Source organism: Lagierella sp. (assembly GCF_029983815.1).
Classification (GTDB): domain Bacteria; phylum Bacillota; class Clostridia; order Tissierellales; family Peptoniphilaceae; genus Mediannikoviicoccus.
The window spans coordinates 51,162-67,795 of the sequence record NZ_JASBYU010000003.1 but is presented as its reverse complement, the minus strand read 5'-3'; the positions used below and the strand labels follow the sequence as shown (position 1 = coordinate 67,795).

Genomic DNA, 16,634 nt, shown 5'->3' with positions numbered 1-16,634 from the left:
ATGGAAGAGTTAACATTGCTAGAACTTTTCAACGGTTTAAAAAAGAGGTTGACTATGATTATTGCATTTATGGTGGTAGGAGGGCTTCTAGCCTTTACAGTAAGTCAATTTTTTATTCAACCTAAGTATGAAGCTTCTTCAACTTTAATCATTGGAAAGTCTGAGGGTTATGATGATAAAGATCAGAATTTACAATATAATCAAGTACTGTTAAACCAAAAGCTCGTATCTACATACAGTGAGATTATTAAATCTAGAGCTATATCAGATAAGGTTATAAAAAACCTACAGTTGGATTTTACGAGAGAAAAGTACCAAGAAGAAGTAAAAGTAGTTAATGTAAAAGATACTGAGTTGATCTCCATTATTGTGAGAGACAATATTCCTGAAAGAGCGATGGATATTGCAAATGAAACTGCAGAAATATTTCAGGAAAATATTAAACCAATCATGGATATTAATAATGTTAAAATTCTAGATGAAGCTGTATTGCCAGAAAAACCGGTATCCCCTAGAGTTAAAATAAATACGATTCTGGGAATATTGCTAGGAGCTTTCATATCTATGTTAATTGCCACATTCCTAGAAATATTTGATACTACACTAAAATCAGCGAATGAAATTCAAAAGAAATTTAATTTACCAATATTAGGAGTAATTCCTAAAATAAAGGAGAAATAGATGGCTAGTAAAAGTTATTATGATAATACATCGGTAATTGATGAAGCTATAAGAACATTGAGGACAAATATTTCATTTTCTTCAACCGATAACAAATTAAAGTCACTTCTTATAACTTCAACAAATCCAAACGAAGGTAAGACCTCAATAACACTTATGTTAGCAAGATCAATGGCGTTGAATGGTCAAAAAATATTACTTATCGACTGTGACTTGAGAAATCCTTCCGTTGGTAAACAGATTAATGTAACTTCCGATATAGGAATTACAAATTTTTTAGTTCAAAATACTACACAGAGTGAGATTGTTATAAAAGATGAAGTATCCTACAATTTAGATATTATTTTAACTGGGCCAATTCCGCCAAACCCTTCAGAGCTATTAGGGTCGCAAAAAATGGAAAATTTCATTCATAAAGCAGAAGAAATTTACGACTTGGTAATTATAGACTCACCACCAGCAGGGCTTTTAACGGACGCTCAAATACTTTCAACCATTGTGGATGCAACGGTTCTTGTAATTGCACAAGGGGAGACAAAAAGAGAAGAGCTTCAAGTAACATTGCAAAATTTAAATAATGTAGAAGCCAATATCCTTGGTATAGTATTCAATAAGGTAAAAAGCAAGAAAAATAAGAGTTACGGATATGGATACCATAGTAAGGAGTAATTAATTACTAATAGACAGAAGTAGGTGAGTAGATTGATAGACATACATTCACATTTGTTACCTAATTTAGATGATGGTTCACAGTCTCTAAAAGAATCCATAGAGATAGTGAAACTATATAAAAAAAATGGATATATAGGAGTAATTGCAACACCCCATCATTACAATGAAAAATATTTACCTTTAAAATCTGAAATCATAGAAAGCAAAAAACTTCTGGACAAAGAGTTAAGAGATAGAGGAATTGATTTTACAATCTACTTAGGAAATGAAGTTTTTCTAGATGAAAAGACCATAACTTCACTTAAGGAAGAAAAAATTATCCTGATGGCTGATTCCAAGTATATTCTTATAGAATTGCCACTGCACAATAATCCAAATTATGCAAAAGACATCATATTTCAAATTCAGCTAATGGGTTATAGGCCAATTTTAGCCCATGTAGAAAGATATGAGATTACAAAGTCCAACTTTAAATTTATAGAAGACTTGTACAAATCTGGAGTACCAATTCAGATTAACTTGAATTCTTTAAAAAGAGAATCTAGTACAGACTATAAACTTGCAAATAAGCTAATAGAAAAAAGAATGGTACAATTTGTCGCTACGGACACCCATTCTGCAGAGATAAGAAACCCAGAGGTTAAAACTGAACTAGAGTACTTGAGAAAAAAAATGGGAGAACATTGGTTCAACGAAGTAGTAATTGAAAATCCATACAAACTAATAGAAAATAAATCGATAAAACGAGAAATAATTAACAATAAAACTCAACATAAGAAAAAAGAATCATTTTTGTCAAAGTTATTTAAGGGGTGGAGAAATTGAAGAAAAAGATAGGGTTAGTCATTATAACAGTATGTGTTTTTTTAACATTTACATCTTGTTATAAAAAAGAAACTTATACTTCAGTGAGAGATAAAAACAAAAAACAAACAGATAATTTGGCAACAATGGAAAGTCAAGCTAAGGACAGAATCGATACCGATGCTACAGATGAAGAAAAAAGGGCTAAAGTCGATGTAGAATCCCTAAATGTAAGAGAAAATCCTGGAGCAAATGAAAATCTAGTAACCTCTCTAACAAGAGGAACTACAGTGGATATTCTTGAAGAAATTGAGTTTGATGGACAAAAATGGTCTAAAATACAATCTGGTGAATATGAAGGATATGTACTTTCTGAGTACTTAGCTGAAAACTAGGAGAAAAACATGAAAAAGAAAGTTATAATTCAAATTATTAGTATTCTTGCAGTGTTATCTATAGGAGGATTATCTGCAATTTTAATAATAAATAACTTGCTTCCTACAAAATTTCAAGTAGGTATTATAGGAACACTCCTTCTAATTTTAATTTTGGGTGTTTTCCTAAGTACTAGAAAAAGTAAGGCTTCACAAGTTATTGGTATAGTACTAAAGATACTCCTAATAATTTTAACCTCCATTTCATCCTACTATTTATACACTACAATTTCATCTATTGACAATATTTCAACATCAAATAAACCTTCTGAAATAAAAAATGAACTTTCAGTGGTTAAGTTGAAGTCTACAGATTTAAAAGAAATAGTAGCTGAGAGAAAATTAGAACTAGATATTACAGAATCGGAAGATAAACAGAGAGTTCAAGAATTATTAGAAGAGTTAAAAAAAGTTACAGATGAAAACTTTACAGAGAAAAATGTAAACTCCTATATAAGTGCAGCTGATAATCTAGTTTTAGAAAAATCGGACTTAATGGTATTAAATGAAGCGTTTAGACCGATGATTAATGAACATATACTAGAATTTGATGATATTACAGAAGTGGTAACATCTAAAACCTTTAGTGAACTAGCTAATACAAAAACAAAGGATGAGGTTGGAAGTACCTTTAATGTGTATGTTTCAGGAATAGATACATTTGGTCCAATTCAAACAGTTTCTAGGTCCGACGTAAACTTAATACTTTCAGTAAATCAAGAAACTAGAAAAATCTTGATTACTACAATACCAAGAGACACTTACTTGCCAATAGCAGAAGGTGGCAACGATCAGATGGATAAACTTACCCATGCAGGTGTGTATGGTGTGCAATCATCAATAAAAACTTTAGAAAACTTCTTGGATATAGACATAGACTACTATGTAAAAGTAAATTTCAATACACTTATTGACATTGTAAACTTATTAGATGGGATCGATGTTGAAAACCCACAGGAATTTACAACTAATGGACTTAATTTTCCAAAGGGAAAAATACATCTTGATGGTAAAAAAGCCCTTGTTTTCTCTAGAGAAAGATATACTCTACAAGATGGAGATAGGGACAGAGGAAGAAATCAAGAGAGAGTTCTAAAAGCCATGATAGAAAAGGGAACAAGACCTGAAAATCTATTAAAAGCTAATGGAGTCTTAAATATATTGGAAAAAGGGGCAGAGACCAACCTTTCCAAAGCGCAAATGATTGAAATGGTAAATAGAGAATTCGATTCAAGCACTAGATATAAAATAGATACACAAGATCTAAAAGGTACTGGGAAAATAGGACTACCATCCTATGCAATGCCTGGATTTGAATTATATATGATGGTCCCTGATGAAACTAGTTTAAGTGAAGTAAAAGAAATGATAAAGGAAAATCAAAAAGTAAATTAAAAACAATTAAATGTATTGGTGAAACTAAATAGGAGGAGCCGTGGATAGGATAGAGCTTTCAGTTCCAAATTTAGATTATGATATTTTAGAAAATGTAAAAGATTGTATTGAATCCGGTTGGGTATCTACTGGAGGAAAATTCATTTTGGAATTTGAAGATAGAATAAAGGAATATGTAAAATCACCTGGAGCAAAGTCTGTTCAAAGTGGTACAGCAGGTCTACATCTAGCATTAAGAGTTTTAGGTGTTGACCAAGAAGACGAGATTATAACACCAACTCTAACTTTTATTGCCTCTTCTAATGTTATTAAGTATAGAAGAGCGGAACCAGTTTTTATGGACTGTGGAGAAGATTTAAATATAGATCCAGATAAAATAGAAGACTTCCTTGAAAACGAATGCTATTTTGATGGTGAAGTAGTAATAAATAATAAATCTAAGAGACAAGTTAGAGGTATTTTGGTTGTTCATGTATTTGGAAATCCAGCAGATATGGAAAGAATTATGGATATTGCTAATAGATATAATCTTTTTGTTCTGGAAGATGCTTGCCAAGCTTTAGGATCTCAGTATACATCAGGAAAGTATAAAGATAAATACTGTGGAACTATAGGAAATCTAGGAGTATATTCATTTAATGCTAATAAGATAATAACCACAGGTAGCGGAGGCATAGTTGTTTCAGATAATTTAGAGTACTTAAAGAAGATTAACTTTTTAGGAGTACAGGCAAAGTCAGATCCTTGGAGATATAAGCACAACGAAATAGGCTACAATTACAGACTTACAAATATAAGTGCAGCATTTGGAATAAGCCAAATGAGAAGAATAGATGATTTTATTGAAACAAAAAAGAAAAACTACAATATCTATAAAGAAAGAATTGGAGAAATTGAGGGGCTTAGTATTTTAGATTTCAACGAAGGAACAAGACCAAACTATTGGTTTTATTCCCTTTATATTGAAGACGAGTATCCTTTAGAAAGAGAAGAACTTATGCAAAAGCTTGATCAAAAAGGTATAGGTTCAAGACCTATCTGGGGACTTAACCATCTCCAAAAGCCCTATGAACACAACCAAGCCTATAAAATAGAAAAAGCAAATATTTTTTCAAAACATATTTTAAACATACCTTGTTCATCAAAATTAAAAGAAGAAGAAGTACATGCTGTTTGTGACGTATTAGAAGAAATTTCGAAAATATAATTGGAGGGATAAAATGTTATATTCCAAGTATATAAAGAGGTTCCTTGACATAGTGCTTTCTCTTCTAGCAATTATAATACTATCACCTTTACTTATTATTTTATATATTTTGGTAAGAGTAAAACTGGGCAAACCTGCTATTTTTAAACAGGTAAGACCAGGTAAAGACGAGAAGCTTTTTACAATGTATAAATTTAGAACCATGACAAATGAGAAAGATGAAAATGGTGATTTATTACCTGACGATCAAAGACTACCAAAATTTGGAAGGGTGTTACGCTCTACTTCATTAGATGAGTTGCCAGAGCTATTCAATATACTGAAAGGGGATATGTCCATAATAGGGCCAAGACCTCTTCTTGTAAAATATTTACCTTATTATACATCAGAGGAAAAAATTAGACACAAAGTAAGGCCAGGACTAACAGGACTTGCACAAATCAATGGTAGAAATACAATCCAGTGGTCTAAAAGATTTGAATATGATATTAAATATGTCAAAAACATCAACTTTATTACAGATGTCAATATATTTTTTAATACAATTGCAAAAGTGTTAGCAAGAAAAGATATAAATGTAAGAAGTGATTGTAAAGTTGAAAAATTGATTGATAAGAGAAAAAAATCAATTACATCGTTAGATGATTCAAGTTATAACATTAAAGAAGGTGTTAATAATTCTAAAATTACAGAAAAGAAACTTAACCATTAGAGAATTTAAAGAATCTGATATAGAATTAAAGTTAAAATGGATAAATGACCCTGAAAATAATTTTTTTCTTCATTATAATATTCCCTTGAATTCTGAAGATACTTTTAAATGGTATGAAAACAAGGATAATACAATAAGATTGGATTGCGTTATTGAATATGACAATAATCGAGTAGGTTTAATAGGATTATTAAATATTAATAAAACTGATTGTAAAGCGGAATTTTACATAACTATTGGAGAGCATAATTACAAGAATAAAGGTATTGCAACTTCATCCAGCATATTAATTCTTGAATATGCTTTTAAAAAGCTTGGAATTAATAAAGTTTATTTAAATGTTGATTTTGATAATGAACCTGCTATAAGGTTATATGAAAAATTAGGTTTTGAAAAGGAAGGACATTTCAAGGAAGATATATTTAGAAAATCTGATAATCAACTTATTGATAGGTGTAGGTATGCTATTATGCGACAAGAGTTTTTAAAGAATTATAGGAGATTTAATTGAATATATTAATTTTAAGTGTAGGAACTAGGAACAAAATAATACAATACTTTAGAAAAGCGCTTCATGGGGAAGGTAATGTTATTGCTACAGATATGAGTGAATTAGCTCCTGCAATTTATGAAGCAGACAAATATTACATTGTTCCTTCCATTTCAGATCCAAAGTATATAGAAAAGATCTTAGAAATATGTGAAAAGGAAAAAGTATCTGGTTTATTATCCTTGATAGATCCGGAGTTGTCTCTAATATCTTTAAATGAAGAAAAATTTAATGATATAGGAGTTACTATTATAGGATCATCTTATGAAGTGTGTGAAAGGGCATTAGATAAATATGAAATGTTCAACTGGTTGACTAAACACGGTTATAATTGTGCTAAAACCTATATTGATAAAGATGAATTTTATCAAGATTATGAAAATAGATTAATAGATTTTCCAGTTTTTGTTAAACCTAATAGAGGATCTGCAAGTATATCAATTTCTAAAGTAAACAACAAAGAAACTTTGGATTTACTATTCTTAAATGAAAAAGATTTAATTATTCAAGAATTTCTAGATGGACAAGAGATAGGGGCAGATGTTTACATAGATTTGCTAAGTAAGGAAGTAGTTTCAATTTTTACAAAAAAGAAAATAAAGATGAGAGCCGGAGAAACTGATAAAGCAGTGTCATTTAAAGATAAAAAACTTTTCAGCCTATTAGAAAAGTTTGTAAAAGAATTTGGATTTCTAGGACAAATAGATATTGATGTTTTTGATGTGAATGGAAAGTATTTTATTTCGGAAGTGAATCCCAGATTTGGTGGTGGCTATCCTCACGCATATGAGTCTGGAGTAAATCATATGGAATTAATAATTAATAATTTGAAAAACAAAAAGAATATAAAAATTAATGGGAATTATAAAGAAGGGAATTATATGATGAAGTATAATGAAATATTAATTAAGGAGTTAAATCTATGAGAAGCGGTTATAGAAAAGCTCTTGATGATTTTACTTCAGGTATAGAAAATCTTTTTAGAAAGTACAAATATAGGAAAAAGGCTAAAATTCGCTTAAAACGGATGAAGGGTGGTCACCACTGTGATGAAGAATATAAAAAGATAGTTTTGCCATATTGGGAAAAATTTGGGAAAAAACCGAAAAAATATTGGTATAATATATTTTCTGATAGAGAAGGAAAGGTTAATCCTAGGTATATTCCAGATGACTACTATTATGGTGAAATAGTTCCTTATTATAGTAATCCTCAGTTTAGGAGATATGCTGAGGATAAATGTCTACATGATGTTTTATTTCCAAATATAAGAAGACCAGAAACGGTTGTAAAAAATATTGCTGGCGTTTTTTATGATGCAAACATGAATATTATCGATAAAGAAAAGGCAATAGAAATTTGTCTTTCTTATAATAAAAACTTTTTAATTAAACCGTCCATAGATAGTGGAGAAGGAAGACTTATACATTTTTTTGAAAAAGATAAATATAGTAAGGAAGAACTTGTTAGCTATATGGACTCGTTAAAAGCAAATTATATTATACAAGAAGAAGTAAAACAACATGACGTTTTAAATAGGTTGAATGAATCATCAATAAATACTATTAGAGTTGTTTCTTTCTTATTTGAAAACCAAATTCATATTTTATCATCTATTTTAAGGATAGGGGCTGAAGGAAATAAAATTGATAATGTAGGTGCCGGAGGATTTGCTTGCCCCATCAATAATGATGGTAATCTTAGAGAAAAAGGAGTAAATAGAAGGGCAGAATGGGTTAGGGAAAATAACCATGGCATAAAGTTTATCGATATAAAGGTTCCTTCCTATGATAGGATATTAGAAATAATCAAGAAAGAACACAAAAAGCTTGCTCATTTCAAAATAATAGGATGGGATTTTACAGTTTCTAAAGAAGGTGAACCGATCTTTATTGAGTTCAATAGTTGTCCAGGTTCAAATCAAATTACCTTTGGACCAACATTTGGAGATTTAACCGAAAAAGTATTAACAGATGTATATTTGAATAAGAATCTCAAATATGCTCAAAATTAATAAAGGAGTTTTAAATGAATATTGCTATTTTGGGAGCAGGAAATGCAGGTTGTGCTGTAGCGGCCGACTTGACTTTAAAAGGGCATGATGTAACATTAATTAAGACATCACATGCAATGCATGATGATAACTTTAAATATTTACAAGAAAACAACGGTGAATTTACGTTAAATGAATTTGGAGACATAAAAACGGCACATATATCTAGAGTTACTAGAGATTTAAATACCTTGAAGGATGCAGAAATCATTATCATTTACATCCAAACAAATTTCCATGAAGCATTGATTAAAAAAATTTCGGATATTCTCGTTAAAAATCAAATTTTATTGATAAATCCAGGATATTTATCGACAGCTTACGTTTTAAAATATTGCAATAACAAAGATATTATAGTTGCAGAAGCAGAAAGTTCATTTATTGATGGAAGGATAATGAAACCAGGATATTTTAGAGTTGGATTTAGAAATGTTAGAAACCCTATAGGTATTTATCCATCAAAAAGAAAGAAAGAAGCTATTCAAAAACTTGATAAATTAGATGAACAATTTGTATATTTGGATTCTGTAATTGAAGCGGCTTTACATAATCCCAATTTAATAGTTCATACAGTCGGCTCAGTAATGAGTATTCCAAGAATAGAGAAATCAAAAGGGGATTTCTGTATGTATCATGAAGCCTATACAAGAGACAATCCAGCTACATGGAGAATTCTTGAAGCTCTTGATTCAGAAAAGATGGATGTGTTAGAAAAACTAGGTTATAGTAGGTTATCCTATGTTGACGCATGTAAATACAGAAACTCTCTTGATGATTCAGAAGATGCAAAGGAAGTGTTTTTATCTTATGCAGAAATGGACACTAGAGCAAAGGGACCAACAGTGGTAGATTCAAGGTATATATCTGAAGATGTTCCGCAAGGATTAGTAATGCTTGAAGCGTTGGGACAATCATTAAATATTATGACACCTATAACTACTGCTTTAATTGAAATTGCCTCTGTAGCACTAGCAAGGGATTTAAGAAAAGAAGGTAGAACACCAAATAAATTGGGTCAAGAAAATATTAATTGTATTCTAGAAGATGGTATAAGAAAAAATGTTTAATCGATATTTGTTGATGTTTCGACTTCTTTTTATTAAATCTCCAATGAAAAGAACTAGAATTATGAAAGAAGCTGGAGTATTTAAAGAATGTGGAGATAGAGTTATGATTACATCTCGTAAAATTCCACTATATTCTAGACTGATTAAAATTGGCAATAATGTTTGGGTTGCTTCTGGAGTTGAATTTATTACCCATGATGTAATACATTTTATGCTAAATGGTCTTAATGATGAACATAAATATACTGAAAAAATTGGATGCATAGAAATTGGGAATAATGTTTTTATTGGTGCTGGAGCCAAAGTATTATACGATGTAAAAATTGGCAATAATGTTATAATTGCAGCTGGAGCTTTAGTAAATAGGGATATTCCATCAAATTCTATATACGGTGGAATACCAGCAAGAAAAATAGGTAACTTTGATGATTTTATTATTACTAGAAAGGAATTTGTTTTAGAAAACAAACCTAATAATAGGAAACAAACTATATCCAAAAATTGTGAAACAGAGATTTGGAAAAGATTTGATTCCGAACATAATAGAGGGTTATAAAATGGAAAATATCTTTCAAAAAATTAAAAGATTTAACGAGACTATAAATAGTGAGATTGAATACAAATTGAATCCATTTGAAAAATTATATATTTTTTTTGATTTTGTAATCGAACGTGTATTCCATAAAACTATGCTATTAGATTATACACAATATAAGTTTTACGATAAAAAAAATCGAGAAAGAAGAAAATACGTTGTATTCGGTAGACTAATAGAGATAATGGAAATATGTAACGATAATTCCTATAGACATATCTTCGATGATAAAATAGAGTTTAATAAAAAATTTCAGAATTACATTTATAGAACTTGGATTGATTTAAGAGAAATAAAATTTGATGAGTTTAATAATTTTATTGATTCAAATGATGAGTTTTTTATTAAAGATCCATTAGGTATGTTTGGTACTGGAATAAAAAAAATTCAATCTAATGAAATTCAAGACAGAAAAAAATTATATAATGAACTAAAAGAAAGAAACGCATTATGTGAAGAACCAATCTCACAATGTAATGAAATGGCAAAATTTAATAAATCAACCGTAAATACAATTAGAGTTGTAACAATGGTTGATAGAAATAATACGCCATATGTTATAGGAGGGCTCTTACGTTTAGGTAGAACTGGTAAATTCGCTGATAACTATCATCATAATGGAATTGCAGCTTACATTAATCCTGAACTTGGGATAGTTTCAACTATGGGAGTAGATAAAAACAAAAAAAAGCATGTACTTCATCCAGATACTTCTGAAAAAATAGTAGGCTTTGAAGTTCCAAACTGGGAAGAACTAGTGAAAGTTATAAAAAAAGCTGCATTGGAAGTTCCACAAATGCGATATATAGGATGGGACGTTGCTATAACTAGTGATTATAAAGTTGAATTGATTGAAGGAAACTCTGGAGCTGATCCTGATGCTGAGCAAATAACTACTCAAGAAGGCAGATGGAATTATTATAAAAAATATTTCTAAATTTAATAATTTAAAGAATGATTATTTGAAACACGTAAACATTAATAAAGGCATATAAGAAAATGTGATATTAAAATAACGTATAACAAAATGGTGTTTCAATAAATATATAAGGAGAAAATATGACTAAAGTTAGTTTTTTGAATGACTATAGTGAAATGGGTTGTCCCGAGATTATAGAAAAGTTATCCCAGATTAAGCTAGAAAAAAATCTTCCTTATATGAATGATTTGCATACAAAAAATGCAAAACAGTACATAAGGGAAAAAATAGGAGATTTAAAAGCGGAAATATTATTTATGACTACAGGAACCCAGGTAAATCTAGTAGCTGCAGCTGCCTTTTTAAGACCGCATGAGTCAATAATTTGTGTAGAGGATGCACATATTAATGTTCATGAGACAGGGTCAATAGAGTCTACTGGACATAAATGTATTCCTGTAAAAGGGTCTTATGGTAAAGTTACAGTTGAAGATATTGAAAAGGTTTGTGGTCCAAAATATTGGGATAACGCTGGTATTTTATGCGTTAAACCTAAGATGGTTTATATAAGTCAAACTACAGAAATTGGTACATTTTACACTAAAGAAGATCTAATAGCTTTAAGAAAAGTTTGCGACAAATACAACCTTTATTTATATTGTGATGGGGCAAGGCTAGGTAGTGCATTAGCTTGTTCAGATGTTTCTTTAGAATGTTTAGCTAAGTACACTGATTCATTTTATATAGGAGGGGCTAAAAATGGTGCTATTTTTGGCGAAGCCTTAGTTATATTAAATGATAGCTTGAAAACTGATATAGGTTTTATAGCAAAACAAAATGGAGCTGTTCTGGCTAAAGGATGGATAATAAGTTTTCAATTTGAAATTCTTATGCAAAACGGACTATATGAACGTAATGGCATTCATTCTACAAAGATGGCGATGTTCTTATATGAAAGATTAAAAGAGTTAGATTTCAAATTTTTTGTAGAATCAAAGTCAAATCAAATTTTTCCCATATTTAGTGATAAAATGATTGTTGAACTTAAGAAAGACATACTATTTGATATTATTGATGAATATGATAATCATAGGAAAATTGTAAGGTTTGTAACGAGTTGGATGACAAAAATTGAAGATATTAATTATCTCATTGATAGAATTAAAGAAATAAAATCGTTTAAAAATTTAAAAAGGTAGTGTACTATAGATGGATTCTAATAATAAAAAAACATCAGTTTTTGATTCAAATAAATTAAGCTCTACTCTATTATTTATGTGGTTGAGTTTAATTTTTGTTTTGACTGGTGTCAGATTTGTTTTATCGCGTATAGGACTATATAGTGGTATAGCTAGGGAGATTATTCTTTGGCTTACCGCCTCTATACCTCTCATTATATTTTTTGCAAACATAAGAAAAATAGAAATAAAAAAGTATTTTAATTTTTTTATATTGATTCTTATTGTTTTTGTCGCAATGACGGTTTCTATCCTCTTCAATCCTGATCTTATTGAGTTTTATTTTAGAAAAAATTATGGAATTGATAGAATATTAAGACCAGATAGTGCAATATTTGCTTTTTTATTCTTTCAATTATTTGATGATCAGAAGGAAATACTAGATGTTCTACTCAAATTTTCCATACTATATTTCCTTTTTTTAATACTTGTTGAATTGGTCCCTGCAATTGTTAGAGGCTTCTGGTTAGATATAGGGCCAAATGGAGAGATGATTAAACTTAGTTATAGTCTATCTTTTGGATATAACATGACATTTCCAACGATTATGTTTATTTATAATTTTGGAATAAAGGGTAAAAAGATTTATTTATTTTTAGCCATTTTAGGATGTAGTATAATTTTCTTACATGGAAACAGAGGAGCTATTTTAGTTACATTTTTATATATCTGCTTAATGTTTTTAAGTTTATCCATGAGATACACACTATCAAAGAAGCTCATCTTGATTATTTCTTTAAGCCTTATAGCTGGGATTTTAATTTACTATTATGAACCTTTAATTAATTATCTTACTAGAGTTTTATCAAAGAAAAATATAATATCTAGAAATTTTGAGTTACTTTTATCTGGGGATATTTCTAATAATAATGGTAGATATGTAATATGGAATACAGTTGTAGAAGCAATAAAAAACGGGCCTTTATTAGGATATGGAATACTAGGAGATAGGCCTTTTATCTACCCAATTCATTATGTTGGATATTCTCATAATATTGTTTTAGAAATGATAGTTAGTTTTGGGCTATTAGGATTTTTAATCATTTTATATATGATAGTAGATTCAATTTACATGATTTTCTTCTGCAAAGATAGGCATACTAAAGATTTGTTTATCATCTTATTTTCCATATCCTCTCAGTTGTTTTTATCGATGTCTTTTTGGTATGTGTGGGGATTTTGGGCAACTTTTGCGGTATCTTGTAATTATAAAAGAATCCGACGAAAAAATTGCAATAATGATTTAAAGAAAAGGTTGAATGATAATGAAGAAATCTGTAATAAAATCAAAAACAGATCCGTCATTAATTGCTAAAGCGGGTCTTTGGTATACAATATGTAATTTTGTATTCAAAGGTATGGTTTTTTTTACTGTGCCTATTTTTACAAGAGTGTTGTCGAAGAAAGAGTTAGGAAAATTTAGTAATTATTCTTCGATAATTTTAGTAGTACTAGTTCTTACTTCATTGGATTTATATACTTCAATAATTAGATCAAAAGTTGAACATGAAGAGGATATAGATAGCTATATTTTATCTATTTTATCCTTTTCTACTTTGTTCACTGTTGGCATATATGCAGTATGTTTTTTTTATAAGGCATCAATTGAACAATTAATAGGATTAGAATTCAAATACATAAACTTAATGTTCTTATACTGCTTATTTGCACCTGCTTATACTATGTATATAACTAAGCAAAGAGCTTTTTATAAGTATAAAAAATTTGTTCTTTTCACAGCAATAACAACCGTTACTTCAACGTTACTTTCTTTATTTCTAGTAATTAATATGAAAGATAAGTTATGGGGAAGATCAATTGGGCAATATTTACCAAGTATTATAATGGGTATTATATTATTCATTGTTATCATCAAAAATGGACATAGAATTAATATTAAATACTGGAAATATGCTCTTTTTATTTGCGTTCCCTTAGTTCCACATACATTGTCTGTTACGTTACTTAGTGCAAGTGATAGATTTTTAATTACTAAAATAAGTGGTCCTGAAATTACCGCTATATATTCAGTGGCAGGGAGTTGTTATAGTATTGTAGCAGTATTAATGAATTCCATGAACACCGCTTGGACCCCTTGGTTATTTGATAATTTAAAAATTAATAATTATGATGGTATCAAAGAAATATCAAAAAAATATATTATATTTTTTTGGTTTTGTGCTTTTGGTATTATGTTAATAGGACCAGAACTAATTCTATTTTTTGGGGGTAATAAATACATGGAAGCTGTTTATTGCCTAAATCCACTAATAACAAGTACTGTAATACAATTTATCTATTTATTTTATGTAAATATAGAATTTTACACCAAGAAAACTGTGGGTGTTTCAATAGCGACATTTATAAGTGCTATAATTAATATTATATTAAACTATATCTTTATCAATTTATTCAAAGAAAATGGCCATATTGTGGCGGCATATACAACATTAATAGGATATATTGTATTATTATATTCACATTACACAATTACAAAAATTTTAAAGATGGACCATGTATTAGATAATAAGTTCTTTTTTAAACTTTCTAGCTTTTCCCTAATAATATCAATATTTACAAACTTCCTCTATACGTATAGTTTATTAAGATATCCTGTATTAATTGTGTATTTAGTTTTCTTTGTTTATATGGTGATAAAAAATAAAGATAAAATTTTAAGGTTTTTCGTAAAGAAAAGAACGAGATAATAAACAAAAATAAAGAATTATCTAATATTAAATAGTAGGGGTAATTAACCATGAGTATTATGAATGACTTTGTTGTTACAGTAGAACAAATTCTTCCGAAAAATATAGCCATATTTGTTTTAGGAATGGTTCCTTTAATTGAATTAAAGGGAGCAATACCCTTGGGAATTTCTTTGGGATTAAATGTCATAGATTCACTAATTTATAGTTTCTTCGGCAGTTTAGTTCCATGTCCTATAATACTATTTTTGGTTAATTCTGCATTGGAAAAATTGAAAAAAAATCATAAATTAGAAATTTATATTAATCTTTTAGAAAAGAGATTGTTTAGAAAAGGAAAGAACATAAAAAATTTAGGACTCATAGGTCTTCTAATTTTTGTTGCAGTACCATTGCCAGGGACTGGCGTGTGGAGTGGAAGTTTAATAGCTGGATTGTTTAAGTTAGACAATAAACTAGCTTTACTAATAATCTCAATCGGAAACCTCATAGCTGGATTTATTGTTACATTAATTACTATTGGAGTTATTAAAATTATATAGTAAATGAGTAAAGTTAAGACTTGTATAATAAAGAATTTGAGATAAATTACAACAAGAGATTAAATCAAATATTAATAAACATAAATGACAAGTGAGGAATATAAATTGAAACAATATATTTTTTTAGATGATGGTTTCTTCTTTGGTAAGGGTCTTTTTGAGACCATCAAGGTTGTTAACAGAAAGCCAATTCTTTTAAAGGAGCATGTTGAAAGGATTAATAATAGTTTAAAAGCTTTTAATATTTCTCAAAAGGTTGAGGAATCGGAAGTTTTAGATTTTATTATGGACCATGAGGAGGACAGCTATGCTTTAAAGTTGTCTGTTTCTGATCAAAACAAGATAATTACTACTAGACATGATCCGTATGTTACAGGGATTGGTGAAGAAGTGAAGTTGAATTTTGCATCTACGTTGAGAAACTCAACTTCTTTTTTGGTGTATCATAAGACTTTTAATTATATGGATAATATTTTGGAGAAGAGAAATTCTAAGGAAAATGGGTTTTTTGAACCTATTTTTTTTAATGAGAAGGGATATATAACTGAAGGGGCAGTATCCAATATATTTTTTATTAAAAAGGGAAAGATATTTACTCCTAAAATCTCATGCGGTCTATTAAATGGAGTTATGAGGGACTTTTTTATTAAAAGTTTTCCTGTAAGTGAGGTGCTTATTAGTAAGGAAGATTTACAAGGATTTGATTCTTGTTTTATTACAAATTCCCTTATGGGTTATGTAAAGGTAGATAGTTTAGGAGAGTTTAAATTTAAGGAAGCATCAATTTTTGAAGAATTTGATAAAAATCTGAAACTTATTGGATTTTTCTGTTAGCAAGGAAGGTTAAAGAAACACCGAACTATTAAATAGAAGAAAATGAAGGAAATATATTTTAGGTTTCAATTTTTAAATAATTCCTAAATAAAAAATTTAAGATTGATGTATACTAGTAGGCATTGTGAGAAAACATAAATGCGTGGATAAGTTGATATTTCCTTGAATATATTATATTCTTATACGAGAGTTAAAATTTAAGTTAAATTTAAATAAATGGGAA

18 protein-coding genes are annotated in these 16,634 nt (G+C 29.2%); all 18 read left to right on the top strand.

Going from position 1 to position 16,634, the window contains the following annotated elements; genetic code table 11:
- The 18 genes from Q1K37_RS02530 (at nucleotide 1) to Q1K37_RS02445 (ending at nucleotide 16,411) form a co-directional block, all read left to right on the top strand.
- Nucleotides 1-681 carry a Wzz/FepE/Etk N-terminal domain-containing protein gene (locus Q1K37_RS02530; RefSeq protein WP_300409050.1) on the top strand — a complete coding sequence of 227 codons (681 nt, stop codon included), beginning with the start codon at nucleotides 1-3 and terminating at the stop codon, nucleotides 679-681.
- The gene (locus Q1K37_RS02525; protein WP_300409048.1) at nucleotides 682-1,350 is read left to right on the top strand and encodes a CpsD/CapB family tyrosine-protein kinase; all 669 of its coding nucleotides are present in this window, start codon (nucleotides 682-684) and stop codon (nucleotides 1,348-1,350) included.
- A gap of 33 nt (nucleotides 1,351-1,383) precedes the next feature.
- Nucleotides 1,384-2,178, top strand: coding sequence for a CpsB/CapC family capsule biosynthesis tyrosine phosphatase (locus Q1K37_RS02520; RefSeq protein WP_300409046.1), 795 nt, complete (start codon nucleotides 1,384-1,386; stop codon nucleotides 2,176-2,178).
- The gene (locus tag Q1K37_RS02515; RefSeq protein ID WP_300409044.1) at nucleotides 2,175-2,552 is read left to right on the top strand and encodes an SH3 domain-containing protein; all 378 of its coding nucleotides are present in this window, start codon (nucleotides 2,175-2,177) and stop codon (nucleotides 2,550-2,552) included. Before Q1K37_RS02520 ends, Q1K37_RS02515 begins: the two co-directional genes overlap by 4 nt.
- A 9-nt stretch (nucleotides 2,553-2,561) precedes the next feature.
- The gene (locus tag Q1K37_RS02510) at nucleotides 2,562-3,986 is read left to right on the top strand and encodes an LCP family protein (protein ID WP_300409043.1); all 1,425 of its coding nucleotides are present in this window, start codon (nucleotides 2,562-2,564) and stop codon (nucleotides 3,984-3,986) included.
- A gap of 40 nt (nucleotides 3,987-4,026) precedes the next feature.
- Nucleotides 4,027-5,193 (top strand): LegC family aminotransferase, encoded by a 1,167-nt coding sequence (locus Q1K37_RS02505; protein ID WP_300409041.1) that lies wholly within the window; start codon nucleotides 4,027-4,029, stop codon nucleotides 5,191-5,193.
- Between the two features lie 13 nt (nucleotides 5,194-5,206).
- On the top strand, nucleotides 5,207-5,905 hold the full coding sequence (locus Q1K37_RS02500) for a sugar transferase (RefSeq protein ID WP_300409039.1): 699 nt from the start codon (nucleotides 5,207-5,209) through the stop codon (nucleotides 5,903-5,905).
- Nucleotides 5,835-6,416 carry a GNAT family protein gene (locus Q1K37_RS02495; protein WP_300409037.1) on the top strand — a complete coding sequence of 194 codons (582 nt, stop codon included), beginning with the start codon at nucleotides 5,835-5,837 and terminating at the stop codon, nucleotides 6,414-6,416. Before Q1K37_RS02500 ends, Q1K37_RS02495 begins: the two co-directional genes overlap by 71 nt.
- Nucleotides 6,413-7,381: an ATP-grasp domain-containing protein gene (locus Q1K37_RS02490; RefSeq protein WP_300409035.1), complete on the top strand. Its 969-nt coding sequence runs from the start codon at nucleotides 6,413-6,415 to the stop codon at nucleotides 7,379-7,381. Before Q1K37_RS02495 ends, Q1K37_RS02490 begins: the two co-directional genes overlap by 4 nt.
- Nucleotides 7,378-8,469 carry a sugar-transfer associated ATP-grasp domain-containing protein gene (locus tag Q1K37_RS02485; protein WP_300409033.1) on the top strand — a complete coding sequence of 364 codons (1,092 nt, stop codon included), beginning with the start codon at nucleotides 7,378-7,380 and terminating at the stop codon, nucleotides 8,467-8,469. Before Q1K37_RS02490 ends, Q1K37_RS02485 begins: the two co-directional genes overlap by 4 nt.
- A gap of 14 nt (nucleotides 8,470-8,483) precedes the next feature.
- A complete protein-coding gene (locus Q1K37_RS02480) occupies nucleotides 8,484-9,575 on the top strand; it encodes an NAD/NADP-dependent octopine/nopaline dehydrogenase family protein (RefSeq protein ID WP_300409031.1) in 1,092 nt (363 codons plus the stop codon).
- 103 nt (nucleotides 9,576-9,678) lie between these two features.
- Nucleotides 9,679-10,131, top strand: coding sequence for an acyltransferase (locus Q1K37_RS02475; protein ID WP_300409029.1), 453 nt, complete (start codon nucleotides 9,679-9,681; stop codon nucleotides 10,129-10,131).
- Nucleotide 10,132: 1 nt separating this feature from the next.
- Complete coding sequence (locus Q1K37_RS02470; protein WP_300409027.1) at nucleotides 10,133-11,107, top strand: sugar-transfer associated ATP-grasp domain-containing protein; 975 nt, start codon at nucleotides 10,133-10,135, stop codon at nucleotides 11,105-11,107.
- Nucleotides 11,108-11,229: 122 nt separating this feature from the next.
- Nucleotides 11,230-12,288 (top strand): aminotransferase class I/II-fold pyridoxal phosphate-dependent enzyme, encoded by a 1,059-nt coding sequence (locus Q1K37_RS02465; RefSeq protein WP_300409025.1) that lies wholly within the window; start codon nucleotides 11,230-11,232, stop codon nucleotides 12,286-12,288.
- A 10-nt stretch (nucleotides 12,289-12,298) separates the two neighbouring features.
- Complete coding sequence (locus tag Q1K37_RS02460; RefSeq protein ID WP_300409023.1) at nucleotides 12,299-13,642, top strand: O-antigen ligase family protein; 1,344 nt, start codon at nucleotides 12,299-12,301, stop codon at nucleotides 13,640-13,642.
- Nucleotides 13,593-15,035: an oligosaccharide flippase family protein gene (locus tag Q1K37_RS02455; protein ID WP_300409021.1), complete on the top strand. Its 1,443-nt coding sequence runs from the start codon at nucleotides 13,593-13,595 to the stop codon at nucleotides 15,033-15,035. The genes Q1K37_RS02460 and Q1K37_RS02455 overlap by 50 nt, the downstream gene beginning before the upstream one ends.
- A gap of 50 nt (nucleotides 15,036-15,085) precedes the next feature.
- Nucleotides 15,086-15,577 (top strand): small multi-drug export protein, encoded by a 492-nt coding sequence (locus Q1K37_RS02450; protein WP_300409019.1) that lies wholly within the window; start codon nucleotides 15,086-15,088, stop codon nucleotides 15,575-15,577.
- A 105-nt stretch (nucleotides 15,578-15,682) separates the two neighbouring features.
- Nucleotides 15,683-16,411: an aminotransferase class IV gene (locus Q1K37_RS02445; RefSeq protein WP_300409017.1), complete on the top strand. Its 729-nt coding sequence runs from the start codon at nucleotides 15,683-15,685 to the stop codon at nucleotides 16,409-16,411.
- Nucleotides 16,412-16,634 lie beyond the last annotated feature (223 nt).

Bases quoted from the DNA above. Each gene is read 5' to 3' on its own strand.
- Q1K37_RS02510 (WP_300409043.1), top strand. From the start codon at position 2,562: ATGAAAAAGAAAGTTATAATTCAAATTATTAGTATTCTTGCAGTGTTA.
- Q1K37_RS02525 (WP_300409048.1), top strand. From the start codon at position 682: ATGGCTAGTAAAAGTTATTATGATAATACATCGGTAATTGATGAAGCT.
- Q1K37_RS02495 (WP_300409037.1), top strand. From the start codon at position 5,835: ATGATTCAAGTTATAACATTAAAGAAGGTGTTAATAATTCTAAAATTA.
- Q1K37_RS02530 (WP_300409050.1), top strand. From the start codon at position 1: ATGGAAGAGTTAACATTGCTAGAACTTTTCAACGGTTTAAAAAAGAGG.
- Q1K37_RS02465 (WP_300409025.1), top strand. From the start codon at position 11,230: ATGACTAAAGTTAGTTTTTTGAATGACTATAGTGAAATGGGTTGTCCC.
- Q1K37_RS02455 (WP_300409021.1), top strand. From the start codon at position 13,593: ATGAAGAAATCTGTAATAAAATCAAAAACAGATCCGTCATTAATTGCT.
- Q1K37_RS02475 (WP_300409029.1), top strand. From the start codon at position 9,679: ATGATTACATCTCGTAAAATTCCACTATATTCTAGACTGATTAAAATT.
- Q1K37_RS02480 (WP_300409031.1), top strand. From the start codon at position 8,484: ATGAATATTGCTATTTTGGGAGCAGGAAATGCAGGTTGTGCTGTAGCG.
- Q1K37_RS02460 (WP_300409023.1), top strand. From the start codon at position 12,299: ATGGATTCTAATAATAAAAAAACATCAGTTTTTGATTCAAATAAATTA.
- Q1K37_RS02470 (WP_300409027.1), top strand. From the start codon at position 10,133: ATGGAAAATATCTTTCAAAAAATTAAAAGATTTAACGAGACTATAAAT.
- Q1K37_RS02485 (WP_300409033.1), top strand. From the start codon at position 7,378: ATGAGAAGCGGTTATAGAAAAGCTCTTGATGATTTTACTTCAGGTATA.
- Q1K37_RS02450 (WP_300409019.1), top strand. From the start codon at position 15,086: ATGAGTATTATGAATGACTTTGTTGTTACAGTAGAACAAATTCTTCCG.
- Q1K37_RS02500 (WP_300409039.1), top strand. From the start codon at position 5,207: ATGTTATATTCCAAGTATATAAAGAGGTTCCTTGACATAGTGCTTTCT.